This window comes from Paenibacillus sp. FSL K6-2859 (genome assembly GCF_038008265.1).
Taxonomy (GTDB): Bacteria; Bacillota; Bacilli; order Paenibacillales; family Paenibacillaceae; genus Paenibacillus_AQ; species Paenibacillus_AQ nitricinens.
Genome location: NZ_JBBOYU010000001.1, coordinates 4,640,012 through 4,658,884 on the forward strand (window position 1 = coordinate 4,640,012; position 18,873 = coordinate 4,658,884).

Consider the following 18,873-nt stretch of genomic DNA (forward strand, 5'->3'; position numbering starts at 1 on the left):
TTACGTTGTAAATAAAACAATCCCCCTTGAATCTCCTCTGCAACAAATCATCGCATTAAAGTTTCCCTCCAAGATTTTACGACACAAGAAAAGAGTGAACCTCCGTCTAGAGGAGGATCTTCGCTCTTTTACTCCAAATGTATTCTTTGATTTAAGCTATGTTAAGGTAAAATGTTAATTTATGAAGAAAAGAGAAGAAGTCTTTATCGACCCCTTCTCTTTTCTTCACTTAATGTCTTTAGAATCTTTTTTTTGGTTTGGCTTAATCGTTTTTCAGTACCATGTGGGTGTAAGGGTTCACCCCAGATAAATCCATCGCCTTCGTACCTCGGAATGAGATGCATATGGTAATGAGTAAGATCGTTAAAATTTCCCTCCATCTCTTCGACATCATAGTAATGCTTTTTGGGGAGGATTAGAGTATGCCCTTCATTAAAAGGAGCAATATCAAGCACACAAGTAATAAATTCATTTTCATAAACAATATTTAAGTCAGGTTCAATACCGTTAGCGATTCTACATCCTAAGCATTCCATGTATAGCATTACACCATCCTAAATGGGATTTTACGTTACTCCTTACAACGATATCGCCGTTGCTTCACAGCATAACCAAGAACAGTGAATATAAGTTTCCCCAAACGATCAATCAAATGGCTTCACTTAGTAAAAGGCGGTTTATTAAACTAACATCTCCATCCGTTCAGCATAAAACCTAACTATTCCTTATTTATTTTCATTTACTACTTGTTGAGCAACGCTTAGAATTGTATCCTCATCCAAACTGTTAAACTTTAAAGTGATTGAACCTTTTGAAGCATTGAATGCTAAATACGTATAATCACTATTTTTTATTTTTTGCACCTGTTTGCCGCTAATATCAATAATATCAGCATCGTTCAAATCAACTTGAGTATTGCTATAGGTTATTTCAAAGAGTGTTTCTCCTTGATAAGGTCCGTAGATGATTTCTCTTTCACTGGACTCTTTTTGCCCCTTTGTTAACTTCTCCAGCTTCCCTTTGTTTTTCGTATATGTGACTAAAACTTCTTGATTATCTCCAATAAAGTTGCCTTGTTTGTCCTTTGGAGGGAATTTATATTGTACATAACTAACTTCATAACCATCCAGTGCAGGGATACTAAATGATGATCCTAATGCACTAACCTGCACCTGCGCTTTAGCTAATTCATCGTTGGAACCAGCCTTTTGACATCCTGATATTAAAAATATTATTGCAGCAATAAAAAATACAAATCCAAATTTGTTCATGAAATCACCTCTTATGATTTGAATTAATACTAATGGATAACCTTAGTAGTTTGTAGATATACTTCATTTACATTCCTTTTAACTTCTTTAATATACCTAAAATATGGAATAATTATATATACGTTGTAAAAGTAAATTTGTTGCAATGGGGCAGACAAGCCATTATGCTTTTGCTCCTGGATTTCATCAAGCGCACGAATAGGAGCTGACATCCCCTTGGTTCTGGACAGTAAAAAAGTGAATGAGCTCTCGCTTGCCACACCTCCTTACATAGTGTCATCTTAATCATAAAACGATGTTCGTAAAACTCAAATATCAACAATGTGGTTTAACATAGCCTAATACAAAGAAAAGAAAGCCCTCCCGAGCCAATACTATGGCATCTGGGACAGCCTTCTTTATTTTACTTGCTCTATCTATAAATCTTACCGTTCAAGTCTTTCATGAATCTCACTGCACATAGGTATAATGCGCTGAATCATATTGTGGGCCGGATTTCTCGTAAGTGAACCAGTACTCAATGCTGCTGCCAGCACTTAAACCACTCACCGTCTGCTTCCATGTACCTGAGCTATTGATCATCCGGTAATTAAGCTGTGGCCCCCCGTTAACCTTATAATGCACATCTACATAAAGAGCACTAGTCACAGGTGTAATATAAATGCTCGCTTCTGTTGAAGAAAGTCTCGTTACCCCTGCCGTAAAGTCAGCCGTCACATGATCACCACCCCCGCCGCCAGTGGGATTAGTAGTAACTGTTGCGGTATTACTAGCAGATGACAAATTACCTGCTGCGTCCGTAGCTTTTACTGTAAACGTATAAGCTGTGCTTGGAGTTAGTCCAGTAACAGTAGCTGTAGTATCTGCCACAGAGGCTACTTGCTGTGTTCCACGATAAACGAAATATCCCGTAACACCAACATTATCAGTTGAAGGAGACCAGCTCAGGTTAACTGCTGAATCCGTCTTGCTGGTTACTGTCAGATTAGCAGGTGCAGTAGGTGCTGTCGTGTCTCCAGTATTACCTCCACCCGTCAAGTATTGACCAGTGAAAGGATTAAACCGGTGTAGTGATAGAATTAACCAACCCGTGCTAGACACGCAGTTTTGCTGTGCCATAACCCAATAGCTGTTGCTGGTCCCTTTAAGCGAGTACGGAATTCCCCCCAGCGAAGCGCCGCTTGTGCCCTGCTTTTTAATAATTTCAGTGTTAATGGCATCCGCTTTGGATACATTGCCTTGCAAATAGTAGGCGAGGGACATAAATGCGCTACCTTCAAGCCATACATCAGCACCCGTATTACCGATTTGATTCCCGTTATCGTCATATGCAGGCAAAACTTCATCCGTCCAGTCAAAATCATAGCCGGTCAGCGTATTCCCAGCATCATTGTAAGTAAGCGTCTGCTTGTAACGCGGATTCGCGAGGGTCCCCGGGGTGCCGGAAGCATTTTCCACATAAGTTAAGCTTGCACCGTAGTTATGGGTTCCGGATACTCCTAAAGCCAGTACTCCCCATGGATTCACGTCCAATGGAATTTTAGGGTCAATCAGATTCGTATCGTTTTTCCAGCCTCCCTTGAAGCGTTTGACACTGTCATCCCACACATAATTATCCAGGAAGGTCTTCACTCCAGAAGCTGCGCTATTATATGAGGCAGCCTTGGAGGAATCTACCGAAGCATAATACTGCAGCACCCGGTAAATATCGATATTATGCTCGGTTGAGCTCCAAGGCTCATCTGAATTGCTCCAACCACTCCACCCTCCAGCAATACTACCGTTGGCTTTTTTATACGACAAGCTCCAATCAAGTGCTTTGAGCGCCATCGGGCGATATCGCGTGTCATTATATTGCTTTTCATAGGCCATAGCAGCCATTGCCATCCATACAACCGGCCCCACATGTTTACGAATTTCTTCTCCGAAGCCATTGTTATACCAATAAGAATTCAGCCAGAAGCCGGAAGGGTCCTGAATGTCCCGCATTTTGTTCAACACTTGCTCTGCCCGTGATCGTTCACCCTTTACAATAAAGGCTATGGCTGCAACAGCTTGATCATACGTGTATACAATCTGTTTGGGATTGTTAGGTCCCCAGAAATCCTCAAAGCTATCTACCAAGCCTTCAAAAGCATACCCTGCTGTAGCATCTTGCTGGGTCTTTAACCAGACTAAAGCACGATTTGAAGCATCACTTGCAGCATCCGCACTCACTTTTCCACCCATAGGTAGAGCTACTCCAAAAACCAGCAGACTTGTCATTAAAATCGAAAACAGCTTCCTCATCTTCATAACTTTCCTCCTCATAATCATGATGAACAGGGTAATGAGAGATCTTTGAAGCAAAATAAATAAAGCGTTTTCAAACAACGATAACAAGAACTTTTTGAATTCTTTACCATGGTAATTGTCCTCATTTTCAGCCTTTGCAACCTATTCGTCAACGATTTTATGTAAATTTTTAACTAAATGAGGCGAAATAACCATAAATCCCATTTAAGAAACCATACGAAAGACCGCAATTATTTTATTAATACGTGTTCACGAAGATAAAACAAAAAGAGCAGACAGCTCCTTGAGAAGGATCTATCTGCTCTTTTGATTCAATCCCTATTCTATTCTGCTTTATCTTCACCAGTAGCTTCGTCTGGCGCTGGTTCAGCAGCATCCTCATCTGTTGGCTCTTGAGCTGCTGGAGGCGCAACCCGGACAATCAAAGTGTCCTCAGGCGTCAACACTTCCCAGCCCTCATGCTTCGGCAGATCAGATACCAGCAATTGGTCACCAATATCTAGTCCGCTGATATCCACCTCAAAGGATGCCGTTAATTTATCTGGAAGTGTACGAATATCCAGCTCATGCAATTCAATTTGCTGCACACCGCCACTCTTCACACCTACTGGATCACCTGTAAAGTGAAAGGCTACTTTCGTATCCAATTTGGCTTTCATGTCGATCTGCTGAAAATCAATATGCAGCAGTTGTTTGGATACGGGCTGGCGCTGAATTTCTTGGATGACAACGTTCTTTTTACCTGAATCTGGCAATTCCAAGGTTAATACCGCCCGAGGGTTATTAGCCAAAATCCCGGTAATTGTCTTAGCATCCGCTGTAAAGGACTGGCTATCTGAACCTGCACCGTACACGACGACCGGTACAAAGCCTTTTCTGCGCTGTGAAGAAGTCGAGCCGGATCTTTCTGTCAAACGTACTGTTGTATTCACGATGATTCCTCCTAAGTAGGGATTTTATACTAGACCGATTAGATATGTACGTCTAACCTAACCACTCTCTAATTACCCCATTAACCTGGCTTTGAAACCCTTTTAAACTTTTTAAGCACAGGCAAAAATAAGGTCAAATTGTATTATTATACAATTCAACATTAATTATTCAAGACTTAGGATTGAATCATCATTATATCTGTGACAAAGCTCAGACCAAATGACAGGCTACAAAATGATTATTACCAGCATCGCGGAATACAGGAATCTCCGATTTGCAAACCTCTTGGGCATAGGGACAACGAGTATGAAATTTACAGCCAGCCGGGGGATTCACAGGACTCGGAATGTCTCCCTTAAGAACGATTCTTTCCCTTTTCAGCTTCGGAATAGGTATTGGAACAGCTGATAGCAATGCCTTGGTATACGGATGGAGCGGATTCTTAAATAATTCATCTCTAGAAGCCGTCTCCATCATAGATCCCAGATACATGACACCGATTCTTGAACATAAATGCTCCACTACACTCAAATCATGAGAGATGAACAAATAGGTTAGCCCACGGCTCTGCTGCAGCTTACTGAATAAATTAATAATCTGCGCTTGGATGGATACATCCAAGGCCGAGACTGGCTCGTCTGCAATGATTAGCTCAGGACTCAGCACAAGCGCACGCGCGATTCCGATCCGCTGCCGCTGCCCCCCCGAGAATTCATGCGGGAAGCGATCAATATGATAAGAGGATAAACCACATGCCTCAAGCGCCTCAAGCACCCGATCACGAACCTCTGATTTTGAGCATAACCCATGATCCAGTAAAGCTTCTCCGATAGCATCACCTATGCGGACCCGAGGGTTAAGTGAGCTATAAGGGTCTTGAAAGATTAGCTGCATTTGCGGTCTGATCTTTCGCAATTCAGCGGGAGACAAAGAATGAATGTCTATCCCTTTGAATTTGATCTCACCTGCCGTTTTATCCGTTAGCCGTAGAATTGTCCGTCCTACTGTACTCTTGCCGCTCCCGGATTCTCCAACCAGTCCAAACGTTTCACCAGGCTGAAGCGTAATGCTAATATCATCAACAGCCTTTACATGCCCGACCGTACGGTTTAGCAATCCCTTAGTGACAGGGAAATATTTCTTCAGATGATTGACCTCAAGCAATGCCTCAGGCATGAACAACCGCCTCCTCATACAACCAGCAAGCTACCTTTTGTCTGCTGGCCACTTCTTTAAGCTGGGGCTGCTGGCTGGCACATACAGGCATGCAATGCTCACAGCGGTCATGAAAATAGCAAGAAGGTACCAGCTCAAGCGGATTTGGCACTTGGCCTGGTATGGAATACAGCTCATCCTGCCGCTGATTAATAACTGGCTTCGATTTGAGCAGCCCTTTCGTATACGGGTGTTTGGGATTGTTGAACAATTCAACAACTTCCCCCTCCTCCACAATCTTTCCGGAGTACATAACAATCACGTAATCAGCCATCTCCGCGACTACACCCAGATCATGGGTGATTAATAGAATAGACATGCCGGAGCTGGCTTTAATTTCACGAAGCATATCCAGAATTTGTGCTTGAATCGTTACATCCAGCGCCGTTGTCGGTTCATCTGCAATCAATAGCTTTGGACTGCAGGCGATGGCAATAGCGATCATTATCCGCTGCAGCATCCCTCCGCTCAGTTCATGTGGGTAACTATCTGCTATTTGTTCAGGGCGTGATATGCCTACCTGTTTTATCAGTTCAATTGCCCGGATACGTGCCTGCTTCTTGTTCATCTTCAAATGCACGATCAACGGCTCCATAATTTGTTCACCGATCTTAATTACAGGATTAAGAGAGGACATGGGCTCCTGGAAGATCATCGCGATCTCGTTGCCACGGATAGCTCGCAGTGTGTTTTTGTCCATTTGTAACAAATCTTCACCCTGAAAATCAATTTTGCCATGGACAACCTTGCCCCCTGGCTCTTCAACAAGACCCATGATGGACATCGCAGTTACACTTTTGCCGCAACCCGATTCTCCGACGATACAGACCGTCTCTCCTTCACGAACACGGAAGCTTACATCATCAACGGCTTTCACTTTCCCTTCTTCCGTGAAGAAGTATGTACTTAGACCGTCTATATTCATTAAATCACTCATGTGAGGGTCACCTACCTCTTCTGTTTAGGATCAAGTACGTCCCGGAGTCCGTCACCAAAGATATTGATCGCGATTACTGTCGCGAAGATGGATAGCCCAGGCGGAATCCACAGCCACGGCCGATCCTTAAAGTCGATCATATTATTCGCTGCATCAATCATATTGCCCCAGGTTGGCGTTGGCGGCATAACACCTAGCCCAAAAAAGCTAAGAACCGATTCACTCAGAATAGCGCCACCGATGTTGAGAGTAGCCATAACGATCAGCAGCGGGACAATGTTCGGCAGCAAGTGATTAAACAATTTACGCCGATCCCGAAGGCCTAATACTACGGCTGCTTGCATAAACTCACGTTCTCGCAGACTAAGCATTTGCCCCCGCACCATACGCGCCATACCCGGCCAGCTCACAATGCTAAGCATAAGCATAACAATATACATGCGATAATCCGTTGGAATTTTCCACTCTGATAACAATGCTCCAAAAATAAAAAGCAGAGGCAGACTCGGAACCGTCAATAACAGATCCGCAATCCGCATTATGATTTGATCAGCGATTCCACGGTAATATCCAGCTATGGCTCCCAAAAGAGCCCCGATAAACACCGAAAGCACCATGGATGCCAGTCCTACTGTCAGTGAAATGCGTCCTGCCTGCATCACCCGGGTCAGAATATCCCTGCCCAGCGCGTCGGTACCCAGCCAATGCTTCATATTAGGTGCTTTGTTCATCAATGCCATATTAATTTTGTTATCGGTATAGGGAGAGAACAGAGGACCTATAAAACAAAGCGCAAACATAAAAATCACTACCACAAACCCGGATACCGCCAGCTTGTTCTTTAACAATCTTCGAAGGGATTGCCGGAATAAAGAGGATTTTCCTTTGGTGGTCTGGGGTTTTGAAATCCCCGCTACATTACTTTGAACTGCCACGTCAGCTTCCTCCTCTCTATAGCCGAACTCTAGGATCGGCGATCCGGTACAAAACATCCGAAAGCAACGTTCCTATGACGGTAAGTATCGCAATAAACATCGTAAAGCCCATCAGTAAAGGATAATCCCTAAGCCCGAAGGACTGCATATACAGTTGCCCAATCCCCGGCCAATTAAATATTTTCTCAATAATCAGTGAACCGCCAAATAGCGCTGGAAGCTCGAAGCCAACCAGTGTAATCGCAGGCAATAAGGCATTACGCAAGGCATGTGTAAAAAGCACCTTACGCTCCCTTAGACCTTTAGCGCGGGCAGTACGGATATAATCCTGCTTTAAGACATCGATCATATTGCTGCGGAAATAACGCGTGAGCGAGCCTAATCCAAGGAGGGTCATAACAACAACCGGAAGGGTCATATGCATAACAATCTCCTTAAAGTACGCCAGACCCGTAGCGTTGCTGCCTGTAGTGATGATTCCACCCGGAGGCAGCCACTTGAGATCGACAGCCAGGATTTTGATCAGGAATAAGCCTATAAAAAATGACGGCAGCGACATGGCTGCGAATATTGCGATCATCACGAGTGTATCGAACCATGAATATTGCTTATAAGCTGAAATCACACCAATAATAACTGCAATCACCCACGTCAGAAACGTGGAAACGGCAGCCAGCAGAAAGGAATTCCAAATATAATCATTAAAAAGCTGAAGCACAGGCTTTTGCTGGGCTAAGGAATACCCGAAATCGCCATGCAGCGCATTTTTCATCCATACTCCATACCGCTCAAGCATCGGCTTGTTTAAGCCGTAGATCTCACGCAGCTCTGCTTTGCGCTCTGCCGTCAATTTAATATTTCCGGTTATGAAATCTCCCGGTGTTGAAGCATACAGACAGAAGATCAATAATGATGCCGCAAATAAGATAATGACCATGTACAACAGTCTTTTCGATAAATAAGCGCTCATGACAGGCTCCTTATGATTTGTCCCCTGCCCAAGAATCTAGAACAGGGGACACTGTTTTATTTATTTCAGGCTCCAAGTTGGCAGACTGCCAGCAAGACCGATGAACGGGCTGACCGATAGATTCTCAATACGTCCGTTATAGGCGTATACAGTCTTTTTGTAACTTGTGAAAATAATAGGCAGTTCATCATTGAAGAGCTGGTACAGCTCTTTGTATACCGCTTTGCGGGCTTCAATATCTGTAGTTGCCAAAGCTTTATTGTATAACTCCAGGAATTTCGGATTGTCATAATCCGTGATCTCGCCATCAAAGAATTGCATGAACCCGTCAGACGGATCAGTCAACATACTTGTGGAGAAGGATACGAGGTCGTAATCCCCACCTTCTACCTTAGATACCAGTGAGTTAAAGTCTGCGAACACCTCAGGCTGGAAGTCGATACCCAGTGCTTCAAAATTCTCTTTCGCTACAGCGATGAAAATATCTGTGTTTTTACTCTTCGAACCGAGGTAATGAATGCTGAGCGGTTTGCCATCTTTTTCACGGATACCACCCGCTCCTACAGTCCAGCCGGCTTCATCGAGCAATTGTTTAGCTTTTTCCGGATCATATTTGTAAGGATTAATGCCTTCCTCCGTGTAAGACCAAGAGATTGGGGATGCCGGAATGTTCGCAATAGAACCTGCACCTTGTGCTGCATCCACATAAATACTCTGACGATCCAAACCGTACACAATAGCTTGACGTACAAGCTTATCCTTGAGCTGCTCATGCTTCAAATTGACTTGCAGGTATCCGTACGTGCTTGGAGTGTAAGGAATAATATTCACAAAGCCGAGCGCTTTCAGCTTCTCGATATTCTCGTCTGTTGCACTAAAAGAAGCGTAGTCTACCTCACCCGTTTCTACGAACTGCCATACATCGCCTTCCGTAGTTTTGTAGATGAAATGTTCTGTCTTTGGTTTACCTTTGAAATAATTCTCATTCGCTACAAAACGTACCTCTTGCCCCGGAATAAATTTCTCCAGCTTGTAAGGTCCATCCCCCAGTGGCTTCTCATGCAGCTTCTTGATGTATTCGAGATTTCCAAATGTATAGTCCTTGCCATAGTAAGCTTTAGACAATACATTCGAGCCGAGCTGTACCAGCGCTGTTGCGTTGGGCTGCTCAAGCGTAGCTGAGATCGTCTGTGGATCAATCACCTTAATCCCTTCTATCTTTGGAGAAGTACCTTCTTTATAGGCTTTGCCGCCTTTAATATTTAGGGATGGAAGCTGCGAGCTACCGTCATACGATTTGTCGTATTGGATCGTCCAAGTAAAGGCTACATCATCCGCTGTTAATGGAGAACCGTCGCTGAATTTCAAATCTTTTTGCAAATGGAACGTGTATGTAAGCTGATCGTCCGAAACATCCCAGCTCTCCGCAAGCTCCGGTGTTGGAATGCCTTTATCGTCTACAGTTACGAGAGATGCGTATAGCAGTGAGGATACATTGCCATCATAACCACTTTGCTGAAAATACGGAGTGAAAGCCCCACTTGGGTCCGTTAACCCTACGATAATGGTGTCTGTGCGTTTCTGTGCAACTGCTGGAAGTTTGGACAAATCAGTTGCGGTAAAAGGCTCGCTTAGCGCACCAGCAGGAACAATTTCTGGCGTAGTTGCTGCTTCCACATTAGTTGAATTGGACCCTTTAGCCGCATTGTTCGCGGACGAGGATTCGTTAGTACTGTTGTTAGCGCAAGCCGAAAGTAACAGTGAACCCGTAAGCAGTAATGAAGTGATTACAATCGCATTTTTTCTCATGTACCTATCTCCCTTTTCTCTCTAATAGAATAATAACTATAATTCCTACCTGTTAAGTATGAATAACTCCTGATGTTCATTATAGAAAGGTTTTTAAGTTCTGTAAAGAGAGAACTTTAAAAAAATTCTCCACAAACAGAATTATGCAAATATTAAAAAAAAAAAAAAAGCCAAAACCCTCTCTGCATAAGAGAATTCTGACCTTCAGACCGTACAATTTTTTCGAAATCTTTATTTTAAATAATCAAAAAGCTGCTCATTCATCCGATGAATGCCTTCCAGACGCAGACTATATCCGGTGACATTCTCACCTTCAATATAGGCATGAAGCAAACCTGCACAGCGAAGATTAAAAATATGATCGTGAACGATCCCCTTCGAGATTCCTGCATGCTTTACAATTTCGGTAAACGTTTTGCGGCCACCGCTAAGGGCTTGGAGGATTTTCAGGCGGCTTTTTTCGCTTAGACTACGAATCGTTCTGTACATAAATGGTGAAATCTCTTCGTTCTCTATCGAAATCCAGGCCGCATAATGACAGATCGTTAATTCACCGTAGCAATAGATGATATTAGCAGGCTGAAAATGGTACTGTGGAATCAGAACGAGCTTCTTGAGCCCATCCGTAGGAATGAAGTAAAATCCGTTGGTCGTCTTGTTCACAAAATCAGCCGTTTCCAGTTCATTAAGCTCCATGTTCTTCAAATCTACATGCTGCTGTAATTTGCTTAGAATCGCAGGATTACATTGACTAAAGTACTGGCGGTTCCATTCGGAGAGTAAAAACACTACGCGATTACGGTAATCCTCCATATGGCTTGGAAAAACCTTTACATATTTTGATAAGGTCTCATATAACTCGCCAACAGATAACCCTTCAATCCAGTTCAACACACTGTCTACATCATCCTTAAATGGACAACAGTAAATGAGCAGATTCAACATTTTCCATTCATTATTTAGTTCGGTTTCTTTCAGGCGTGATAGCAGTTCTTGACTGAGGCTGCTCTCAATTTCTGTGACCCACGCCATTCCTAAATCAATCTTCTTATAGGATTTTTTGCACAAATAAGTATGTAAGCTGTTCAATAATTCATAAATGGACCTAAATTCAACCTCAACCTTGTATTCCACAATGATTCCTCCTGCTAGCGGTTCTTTTCAGTAGTGAGATATTCTCTTAATCTTATTGTATTATCCTGAGTATACGCAAGCTACTTTATAAACGGGAGTGTATAAAAATTCATTGACTGCTGATTGACTGCTGATTGACTGCTGATTGACTGCTCATTGACTGCTCATTGACTGCCGTTTGACCGCAGAATTTCTGCGTATCTAACTTTAATTTAGGTTTGTTTGCGAGGTGTTCGTGCAAGGGGACTTCTACTCGTAAAATACAGCTAAGGGACATTTCAGTACGGTTGCATCGGGGATCTTAACCCATGCGATCAACCACCTAGTCATAGCGATTCCATCGGTAAAATATACTCTAACGAAGTTGCTATCGGACACAGTGGACCTTATAAGCAGTATTCCCCTAATTTGTGCCTTTTCCAAAGGATAGCTGCAATGGAGTCCGAAAGCTCCAATGGATGATTATGATGACAGGAGTTTTGGACATGTTGAGGTCTCAAGGATTCCCATGTTTCCGGCAGTCCCGGATGTTCCTGCATCAGAGTGCCGGGAATGTCTGGCCCGCCTTACGTATCCAGCACACTAGCTTGTCCAGAAATTCCAGCCCCACCTTCTCAGCTCGCCAAAAGTCACTCGATCGCGTCAGAACAAACATTACAAGCAACTGCCTCGAGTAACAAGAGCACATTATTCACACCAATAATCCTAACTTCCTCGGTAAATCCATCTATGGAACGCCATCAAACATCCAGGGCGAGCAATCAATCTGCTTCGTTCCTCGCTTTTTGCAAATCGTGGTAGTAAAATATAGGCAATAACATTTTAGGAGTGAAGCCATAAGATGCAAATTCAAACTGGAACAGGACGTTTTTTTGTTGCGAATGACGGTAAGGACCTTGCCGAGATCACATACAGTTTGGATAAAGATGCTGGGGAATTGGTCATTGACCACACTCGTGTCTCTGAGGAACTGCGCGGTCAAGGTACCGGTGAAGAACTTGTACGGGCTGTTGTAGATAAGGCTCGAAATGAAAATTTGAAAATTGTTCCTGTGTGCTCCTATGCAGCTCATCAATTCGACAAGCATCCGGAGTATAAGGACGTGCTGAGCGGAAACACAGGCGAGCGAGACTGATCTCCGTTCCCGTTTCCGTGAAGCTTTATTAACCTATTCGAACTAATACACTTAGTTCAAATACACATTAGGAGGAAACGGGTTTGACTACTACCGATACTTTGAGAAATATAGAAGAATTACAAGAACGTTGTGAGCAATATGACGGAATTTCACTGAAATTGAATTGGGATATGCTTCGCCAGCCATCAAGCGTAGGAGATACGGAATGGCTCGTGACTTATGAAGATGAATTACTCGTCGGCTTCTTAGGACTTTATGGATTCGGAAGCGATATGGAGGTCTGCGGCATGGTTCGGCCAGGCTACCGCCGACGGGGCATCTTCACCTCACTGTGGAACCGAGCGCAGACTATTATCCAACGGGGCAATGTCGCTACCCTACTTCTAAACGCTCCCGCTGCTTCGTCATCTGGTGTAGCATTCCTTCGAACACTACCACTACAGTTTAATCATGCGGAATACCAAATGAAATGGGGCGGAAATTCGGTTGCTTCTTCTGAAGCAAGCTCAGCCACAGGGACTGTGATCTTACGCCCTGCTCGTGAAGACGAAGCCCCAATTCTTGTTGAGCTGGATTGTGGAGGCTTTGATATAAAGACAGAAGATGCTGCCGAACTCTATGACCTGCAGAAACAGGAAGGCCTGCAAGAACATATTATGATCGAAATGGATGGACAACCTGTTGGTAAAATGCGGCTGTGGACCGAAAATAATGAAACCTGGATTTATGGATTTACTGTCAGCAAGAAGCTACGGGGGCTAGGCATTGGACGAAGTGCTCTTCTTCAAACGATCGAACGAGAACGTAAAAACTATAATGGAATTAATCTCGAGGTCGCTCTAGATAATCCCAATGCGCTTAAGCTTTATGAAAGCTGTGGCTTTATCATTCAGAATAAACAGGATTATTACCGTTATATCGGCTAATCCATAGAAATAAAGCCTCCTGTCTAATGGGCGTTTTCGCCTGTAGAGCAGGAGGCCTTATTTTATTATAAGAAGTAATCACATGAGCCCAAAGCCTCCAACATTAGCTTCGCCTCTATCATTTCTACGGTCACTACAGTTTAATGAGCCATCCGCGTGCACTTCCTGCTCCAGAAATACAGATAACAATCGAACATAATCCAAAGACTCCTTATACGGGACTGCATTTCCGTTGTAAGAGTATTTACGACCCTCTAGCAAGGAGTAGATTTCCACGGTCTCCGCAGGTTCACCGTAAGCCGCATAACAAAAGACGTTAGTCATATGCAAAAAGCCCGCAATTGTATCCTCATTGCCATTCACCATAAATTTCTGAATGTTCAGGCTTCGACCATTCTGAATAGAATTCCAAGCTAATTGAGTAATCATCGAAAGCTCCAAGTTCAGCTCCGGGACTGGCACATACCACTGCTCGTATAGCATAACCGGAATTTCCAGTAAATGATTGGTCGAAACGATACGCATTAGTTCATCCGCTATACTTGTCTTGATATCCCAATATTGCAGTAATGAAGGAAAAGCATCCCCTCTAGGCGGCCAACGACGCTCTAACAGAAATTGTATCGGTATCTCCCTTCGAACTTCAGGCAGCAAACTATAAAAGTCGTTAAGTGTATGCCCTACAGCATATTGAACCTGCTGGCGCCAGCGTGGGAGCCCGGTCGCTGGAGCTCCGCTTGATAAATTCTCGGCCCCACCAAGCATAATGTGCTCCACTCGATAATCATGCAGTCGTTTATATGGAGGCGTATGTAAATTCACTTGTTTCTTCATCCAACTTCCTGCTGGCCCGCCCATCCTATGATGCCACCATACAAGCTTCGATAAATTGACGACCGAATTGACGGCAGGCTTCTTTTTCAGCAGCGTTCGGGCCATATTCAATCTTAAGACTATCCTGTAATATCACAGCTCCACGTTCCTTTAACTTCTCCACGAATAAGTCCACGGCTCCACAATAAATCGCGTACCCTGTATCTCCACTTCCAAAAACTGCTGACTTCATAGCAGTCAAATCAAGCTCATCCATCTCCTCATAGAAATCAAGAGCTTCATCTGGTATCTCTCCATCTCCCCAAGTATATGCTCCTAACAGAACGCCTTCATATGAATTTATCTCAACCGCATTACATTCAGTGACCGATTTCAAAACGGCTTCACCACCTGCTTGGCGTATTCCCTCTACAATCAACTCAGCCATTTCCTCAGTGTTTCCAGTTAGACTGGCGTATGCCACTAGCACTTTAGTCATCTTTCTGTTCCTCCCATTACTAAACATAAAATTTAAATGATTTGTGCTTCACCCCCATTCTATTTGATAATGATTATCATTGTCAAATGAATAAAATAAAAAAAAACGCAAACTCCCGTTTAATCACACGGTTGATGTTTGCGTTCAATCCCTTTTTTGTTCAAAATGTTTTAGTATGCTCCTTCGAGCAAGGTAATGTGATTACCATCTGGATCGCGGAAATTCATTTCTTTCCCGCCATACGCCATCGTAACCGGTGGCTGACAATCCAGTCCCTTAGCCTTTAACTGCTCGTACGTCTCATCGAGATTATCGCAGCCGAATACTAAATTAACAAAGCCAGTCGTGAGCTTTTCCCATTTCGTCTCATCCCAAATGATGATTCCAGGCTGCTTCTTGTCGAATCCAATCTTTGCACCATCAAAATTGCCGTAGCCTTCGAACGGAATTGGAATCCCTAGCACCTCCGAATAAAATGCAGCCAACGCAGCAGTATCCTTAGTGTAGATGTTAGTACCTTCAAAAGACGAAATCATAATTTGTCCCCTTTCATTCTCATCATCATAGTATCCATTTCTTACTTGAGTTTAACAAGGCTAGCATCCTTTGTATTGCAAAAATGCGACATTTATCTGCCCGCATAGACTAAAGCCTCAAGTGGTGTTCTTCCTGCATATTTTTTAAAACTGTTTATAAAATGAGGCTGATGGCTGAATCCATAAGTAAAAATAAGATCCTGAATATTCTTCGTCTGCACAGGCAGTTGATACATTTCCCGCCATACATTCTGAAATCGCACAAGGTCAGCTGTTTTTTTAGGGGATACACCTACGTATTCTTGAAAAAGTCTTTCGAGTTGGCGTCTGCTTAGATTAGAGCTGGTTTCCAAATCCTCAGCTGTTACCACACCCTTTTGTTTAATTAGGGTATAAATTGCATTCATCATCCGATCATTAGTCCGTCCTCCACGCTCAAGACGCTGAAAAAGATATGCCTCAGCTGCTGCTATCCTTTCATTCATAGAATTTGCTTGTTCCAGCAGAAGTCCTAGCTCTTTTTTAAAAGTACAAAAGTACTGGTCCACATCTACAAATGCATTCAGGACATCCCGGAGATGGTCATCTGCAAAAAAATGAACGGCCCAGAAATGAAATCGGATACCAAAGGTTGAGATCATACCCTTCCCCCTGTCTGAAGGGACTTCAAAAGGAGCATCATTGATGCCGGAAAAAACGGTAGTTGTTAAGCCTGTCGATTCATTCAGATTCCAAATAATGTCCATGCATGTATCTGGAATAATGGTTTCCATTCGAATTTTGTAACCAGATGCCTTGTCCACTACGTGAACGGATGCCTCTGTAGAAATACGCGGTGTAACAGAGCCCCAGAAACAGCGAATATATGGCTGCAAAGCTCGACTAGGTAGAAATTCACTAGTTTGTGCTGGATTTGCAGTTATCGGGAAATATAGAGGTGCGAGATTGAACATAAGCTGCTATTCTCCGATCATAAATATTGTAAAGACTCTGGTATCTGATCATACACAATCATTGCTTGATCTGCCAGAATAATAGCTGTGAGCATGGAAATATTATACACATTATCTTCATTGGATAAAATAAGCAGAGTGTTGGGCTTGTGCTTATTTTGTTTGTAGCTATATGGTGAAATGATGTACAATAAAGGCTAAATGAATTTTTGAAGGATGGATTAAAAAATGTATATAGCTAGCGACTGGAAAGACTATGAAGTAATTGACACTGGCGGTGGAGAGAAGCTTGAACGTTGGGGTGACATCATCCTGCGCCGTCCGGATCCACAAATTATTTGGCCACTCTCCAATGAGACAGCGAAATGGCGTGATGTACACGGTCATTATCACCGTTCCTCAGCGGGTGGTGGACAATGGGAAATGAAGAAAACAATTCCGGATGATTGGAAAATTAGTTACGGAAAATTAAAATTCCATTTGCGTCCTACGAATTTTAAACATACAGGGTTATTCCCTGAACAAGCGGCCAACTGGAGCTGGATGATGGACAAGATTGCGGCTGCTAACCGTCCGATCTCAGTACTAAATCTATTTGCTTACACAGGTGGAGCTACTGTAGCCGCAGCAAGTGCCGGCGCTTCGGTTGTTCACGTGGATGCAGCCAAAGGAATGGTGCAATGGGCAAAAGAAAATGTCCAGCTGTCCGGCCTAGGCGAGCGTCCAGTTCGCTACATCACGGATGACGTATTCAAATTCGTACAACGTGAACAACGTCGTGGTAGTAAGTATGATGCGATTATCATGGACCCGCCTTCCTATGGAAGAGGGCCTGGCGGAGAAATGTGGAAGCTGGAGTCCAGCTTATATCCTTTCCTTGAGAGCTGTATGCAAATCATGAGCGACAAACCTTTGTTTATGCTAATCAATTCATACACCACTGGGATTTCTCCAACGGTCCTACGTAATATGTTGTCGATGACCATGGGTAAACGTTATGGCGGGAAGCTCACCTCCGGTGAAATCGGTCTTCCGATCACTTCCTCCGGCATGAACCTGCCATGCGGTATTCTGGGACGCTGGGAGGCGTAAGCCATGACACAGCATTTATCTGGCAGCAACGAGCCGCTGGACGGAATATCGAAGCGCTTTGAAGTGTTATACGAAGATAATCATCTTCTAGGCATAGTGAAGCCCGTGAATATTCCTGTTCAGGAGGATGCTACTGGAGATCCTGATCTGCTCAATCTGCTCAAAGAAGATGTGAAGGAACGCTTCAACAAGCCTGGCAACGTCTATATGGGGCTAGTCCACCGCCTGGATCGTCCAGTTGGGGGTGCAATGATCTTTGCCAAGACATCAAAAGCAGCATCAAGACTATCCGAGTGTGTCAGAACTCACAGCTTTCATAAGGTGTACTTAACGGTCGTGCACGGTAAACCACCAGCATCTCATGGCCGTCTTACCGATACACTGCTTAAAGACGCCAAGAGCAATACCGTCACTGTCGTCCGTAAAGGAACCCCCGGCGGTAAGGAAGCCATTCTGGATTACACAGTACTTGGCAGCGCTGAGGGTTACAGCCTGCTCAAGATCGATTTACTCACCGGTCGTTCCCATCAAATTCGAGTGCAGCTCAGCTCCATCGGCTGCCCATTATACGGTGATCAGAAGTATGGGGCTTCGGTGAACAGACCTGGACAGCAAATTGCACTGTGGTCTGCACTTGTAGGCTTTCCCCACCCTGTTACTAAAGAAGAAGTAGAACTTATTTCCCTGCCCCCGCAAACCCATCCTTGGGATTTATGGTCCAAGGAATTACAAAAGAAGGCTATCCGTTAATGGATGGCCTTCTTTTTTAAAAATAAGTGTTGTTGTACTTTTTTAATAGCTTGTCATCGCAAGCTTGTACCTCAATCTATTTCTCCGGCCCTTGTCACCCCGATTATTCATGGTGTAGAACCTTCCGGTGTTGTTGTAACAACCATTTTGCCCATTAAATAGAGTAGTAGCTGTTGGTTATGAGAGGATATCGGATCAAGCGCTTCTGCAAAAAAATCACTGCGGATCTTCAAACCACGTGCAGTCTCCTGCGTTCCAATTTCCGTTATACTCACCCATACAATACGGCGATCCGCAGCATCTCTCTCCCGAATGATAAGCCCATTTTTCTCCATCCGATCAAGTAACATAGTAACCGCTGCAGGACTGGTCGCCAGATGTGGAGCCAGATCAGAAGGCTTCATGGCATCACGTTCCTGAAGCAGTTCAAGTACTGTGAGTTGGGCATCCGTTAGCGATGGGGCAAGATTACTGTCCATATGTAGTTTGTAATCTTTTAAAATTTTATGCCAAATTTTACTGAATTCAGAAGCGTGCACACTGATTCCTTCCTTTCCTTGCGGTTCTATCCGGTATAACTACATTTTCGCGAAACAAATTCCATTTCCTGCAAAAGAAGAAAAATAAATCTTCATAACTGATAAGCGAGAAAATTAAAAAAAGGCAC

General features: G+C 43.6%; 19 protein-coding genes. 4 read left to right on the forward strand and 15 right to left on the reverse strand.

The window, feature by feature from the left end:
• Positions 1-203 precede the first annotated feature (203 nt).
• The 10 genes from MHB64_RS20775 to MHB64_RS20820 all read right to left on the reverse strand — a co-directional run bounded on the left by MHB64_RS20775 (position 204) and on the right by MHB64_RS20820 (position 11,499).
• Positions 204-536: an HIT family protein gene (locus MHB64_RS20775; RefSeq protein WP_341135296.1), complete on the reverse strand. Its 333-nt coding sequence runs from the start codon at positions 534-536 to the stop codon at positions 204-206.
• Between the two features lie 189 nt (positions 537-725).
• Positions 726-1,271 (reverse strand): hypothetical protein, encoded by a 546-nt coding sequence (locus tag MHB64_RS20780; protein ID WP_341135297.1) that lies wholly within the window; start codon positions 1,269-1,271, stop codon positions 726-728.
• A gap of 450 nt (positions 1,272-1,721) precedes the next feature.
• On the reverse strand, positions 1,722-3,566 hold the full coding sequence (locus tag MHB64_RS20785; protein WP_341135298.1) for a fibronectin type III domain-containing protein: 1,845 nt from the start codon (positions 3,564-3,566) through the stop codon (positions 1,722-1,724).
• A 323-nt stretch (positions 3,567-3,889) separates the two neighbouring features.
• The gene (locus MHB64_RS20790) at positions 3,890-4,498 is read right to left on the reverse strand and encodes a 50S ribosomal protein L25 (RefSeq protein ID WP_341135299.1); all 609 of its coding nucleotides are present in this window, start codon (positions 4,496-4,498) and stop codon (positions 3,890-3,892) included.
• 211 nt (positions 4,499-4,709) lie between these two features.
• A complete protein-coding gene (locus MHB64_RS20795; RefSeq protein WP_094875518.1) occupies positions 4,710-5,675 on the reverse strand; it encodes an ABC transporter ATP-binding protein in 966 nt (321 codons plus the stop codon).
• Positions 5,668-6,651, reverse strand: a complete 984-nt coding sequence (locus MHB64_RS20800) for an ABC transporter ATP-binding protein (protein WP_094870235.1) — start codon at positions 6,649-6,651, stop codon at positions 5,668-5,670. Before MHB64_RS20800 ends, MHB64_RS20795 begins: the two co-directional genes overlap by 8 nt.
• 11 nt (positions 6,652-6,662) lie before the next feature.
• Complete coding sequence (opp4C, locus tag MHB64_RS20805) at positions 6,663-7,586, reverse strand: oligopeptide ABC transporter permease (protein WP_094870236.1); 924 nt, start codon at positions 7,584-7,586, stop codon at positions 6,663-6,665.
• A gap of 16 nt (positions 7,587-7,602) precedes the next feature.
• Positions 7,603-8,556, reverse strand: a complete 954-nt coding sequence (locus tag MHB64_RS20810) for an ABC transporter permease (RefSeq protein WP_094870237.1) — start codon at positions 8,554-8,556, stop codon at positions 7,603-7,605.
• 60 nt (positions 8,557-8,616) lie between these two features.
• Positions 8,617-10,365 carry an ABC transporter substrate-binding protein gene (locus MHB64_RS20815; protein WP_094875512.1) on the reverse strand — a complete coding sequence of 583 codons (1,749 nt, stop codon included), beginning with the start codon at positions 10,363-10,365 and terminating at the stop codon, positions 8,617-8,619.
• Between the two features lie 231 nt (positions 10,366-10,596).
• A complete protein-coding gene (locus MHB64_RS20820; protein ID WP_094870239.1) occupies positions 10,597-11,499 on the reverse strand; it encodes an ArsR/SmtB family transcription factor in 903 nt (300 codons plus the stop codon).
• An 841-nt stretch (positions 11,500-12,340) separates the two neighbouring features.
• On the opposite strand from MHB64_RS20820, the gene MHB64_RS20825 reads away from it, so the two are divergent.
• A complete protein-coding gene (locus MHB64_RS20825; protein WP_341135300.1) occupies positions 12,341-12,634 on the forward strand; it encodes a GNAT family N-acetyltransferase in 294 nt (97 codons plus the stop codon).
• Positions 12,635-12,717: 83 nt separating this feature from the next.
• Positions 12,718-13,563, forward strand: a complete 846-nt coding sequence (locus MHB64_RS20830; protein WP_341135301.1) for a GNAT family N-acetyltransferase — start codon at positions 12,718-12,720, stop codon at positions 13,561-13,563.
• A 78-nt stretch (positions 13,564-13,641) separates the two neighbouring features.
• Here MHB64_RS20830 and MHB64_RS20835 read toward each other — a convergent pair whose 3' ends face one another.
• From MHB64_RS20835 to MHB64_RS20850, 4 genes are all read right to left on the reverse strand, one after another.
• Entirely contained in the window at positions 13,642-14,397 is a 756-nt protein-coding gene (locus MHB64_RS20835) for a hypothetical protein (RefSeq protein WP_143812133.1), read from the reverse strand.
• 25 nt (positions 14,398-14,422) lie between these two features.
• The gene (locus MHB64_RS20840) at positions 14,423-14,875 is read right to left on the reverse strand and encodes a flavodoxin (protein WP_094870242.1); all 453 of its coding nucleotides are present in this window, start codon (positions 14,873-14,875) and stop codon (positions 14,423-14,425) included.
• A gap of 170 nt (positions 14,876-15,045) precedes the next feature.
• A complete protein-coding gene (locus tag MHB64_RS20845; protein ID WP_076299603.1) occupies positions 15,046-15,411 on the reverse strand; it encodes a VOC family protein in 366 nt (121 codons plus the stop codon).
• A gap of 92 nt (positions 15,412-15,503) precedes the next feature.
• Positions 15,504-16,364 carry a helix-turn-helix domain-containing protein gene (locus MHB64_RS20850; RefSeq protein ID WP_341135302.1) on the reverse strand — a complete coding sequence of 287 codons (861 nt, stop codon included), beginning with the start codon at positions 16,362-16,364 and terminating at the stop codon, positions 15,504-15,506.
• Positions 16,365-16,592: 228 nt separating this feature from the next.
• Between MHB64_RS20850 and MHB64_RS20855 the strand changes: the two genes are divergently transcribed.
• Positions 16,593-17,456, forward strand: coding sequence for a class I SAM-dependent methyltransferase (locus tag MHB64_RS20855; protein ID WP_042190039.1), 864 nt, complete (start codon positions 16,593-16,595; stop codon positions 17,454-17,456).
• Between the two features lie 3 nt (positions 17,457-17,459).
• Positions 17,460-18,206 carry an RluA family pseudouridine synthase gene (locus tag MHB64_RS20860; RefSeq protein ID WP_280786560.1) on the forward strand — a complete coding sequence of 249 codons (747 nt, stop codon included), beginning with the start codon at positions 17,460-17,462 and terminating at the stop codon, positions 18,204-18,206.
• 107 nt (positions 18,207-18,313) lie between these two features.
• Here the strand turns inward: MHB64_RS20860 and MHB64_RS20865 are convergent, their stop codons facing one another.
• Positions 18,314-18,745, reverse strand: a complete 432-nt coding sequence (locus MHB64_RS20865; RefSeq protein WP_094870245.1) for a MarR family winged helix-turn-helix transcriptional regulator — start codon at positions 18,743-18,745, stop codon at positions 18,314-18,316.
• Between the last annotated feature and the right edge of the window lie 128 nt (positions 18,746-18,873).

Excerpts from the sequence above, each read along its gene's own strand:
- MHB64_RS20775 (WP_341135296.1), bottom strand. The coding sequence starts at position 536 with ATGGAATGCTTAGGATGTAGAATCGCTAACGGTATTGAACCTGACTTA.
- MHB64_RS20780 (WP_341135297.1), bottom strand. The coding sequence starts at position 1,271 with ATGAACAAATTTGGATTTGTATTTTTTATTGCTGCAATAATATTTTTA.
- MHB64_RS20785 (WP_341135298.1), bottom strand. The coding sequence starts at position 3,566 with ATGAAGATGAGGAAGCTGTTTTCGATTTTAATGACAAGTCTGCTGGTT.
- MHB64_RS20795 (WP_094875518.1), bottom strand. The coding sequence starts at position 5,675 with ATGCCTGAGGCATTGCTTGAGGTCAATCATCTGAAGAAATATTTCCCT.
- MHB64_RS20800 (WP_094870235.1), bottom strand. The coding sequence starts at position 6,651 with ATGAGTGATTTAATGAATATAGACGGTCTAAGTACATACTTCTTCACG.
- MHB64_RS20810 (WP_094870237.1), bottom strand. The coding sequence starts at position 8,556 with ATGAGCGCTTATTTATCGAAAAGACTGTTGTACATGGTCATTATCTTA.
- MHB64_RS20815 (WP_094875512.1), bottom strand. The coding sequence starts at position 10,365 with ATGAGAAAAAATGCGATTGTAATCACTTCATTACTGCTTACGGGTTCA.
- MHB64_RS20825 (WP_341135300.1), top strand. The coding sequence starts at position 12,341 with ATGCAAATTCAAACTGGAACAGGACGTTTTTTTGTTGCGAATGACGGT.
- MHB64_RS20835 (WP_143812133.1), bottom strand. The coding sequence starts at position 14,397 with ATGAAGAAACAAGTGAATTTACATACGCCTCCATATAAACGACTGCAT.
- MHB64_RS20840 (WP_094870242.1), bottom strand. The coding sequence starts at position 14,875 with ATGACTAAAGTGCTAGTGGCATACGCCAGTCTAACTGGAAACACTGAG.
- MHB64_RS20845 (WP_076299603.1), bottom strand. The coding sequence starts at position 15,411 with ATGATTTCGTCTTTTGAAGGTACTAACATCTACACTAAGGATACTGCT.
- MHB64_RS20850 (WP_341135302.1), bottom strand. The coding sequence starts at position 16,364 with ATGTTCAATCTCGCACCTCTATATTTCCCGATAACTGCAAATCCAGCA.
- MHB64_RS20855 (WP_042190039.1), top strand. The coding sequence starts at position 16,593 with ATGTATATAGCTAGCGACTGGAAAGACTATGAAGTAATTGACACTGGC.
- MHB64_RS20860 (WP_280786560.1), top strand. The coding sequence starts at position 17,460 with ATGACACAGCATTTATCTGGCAGCAACGAGCCGCTGGACGGAATATCG.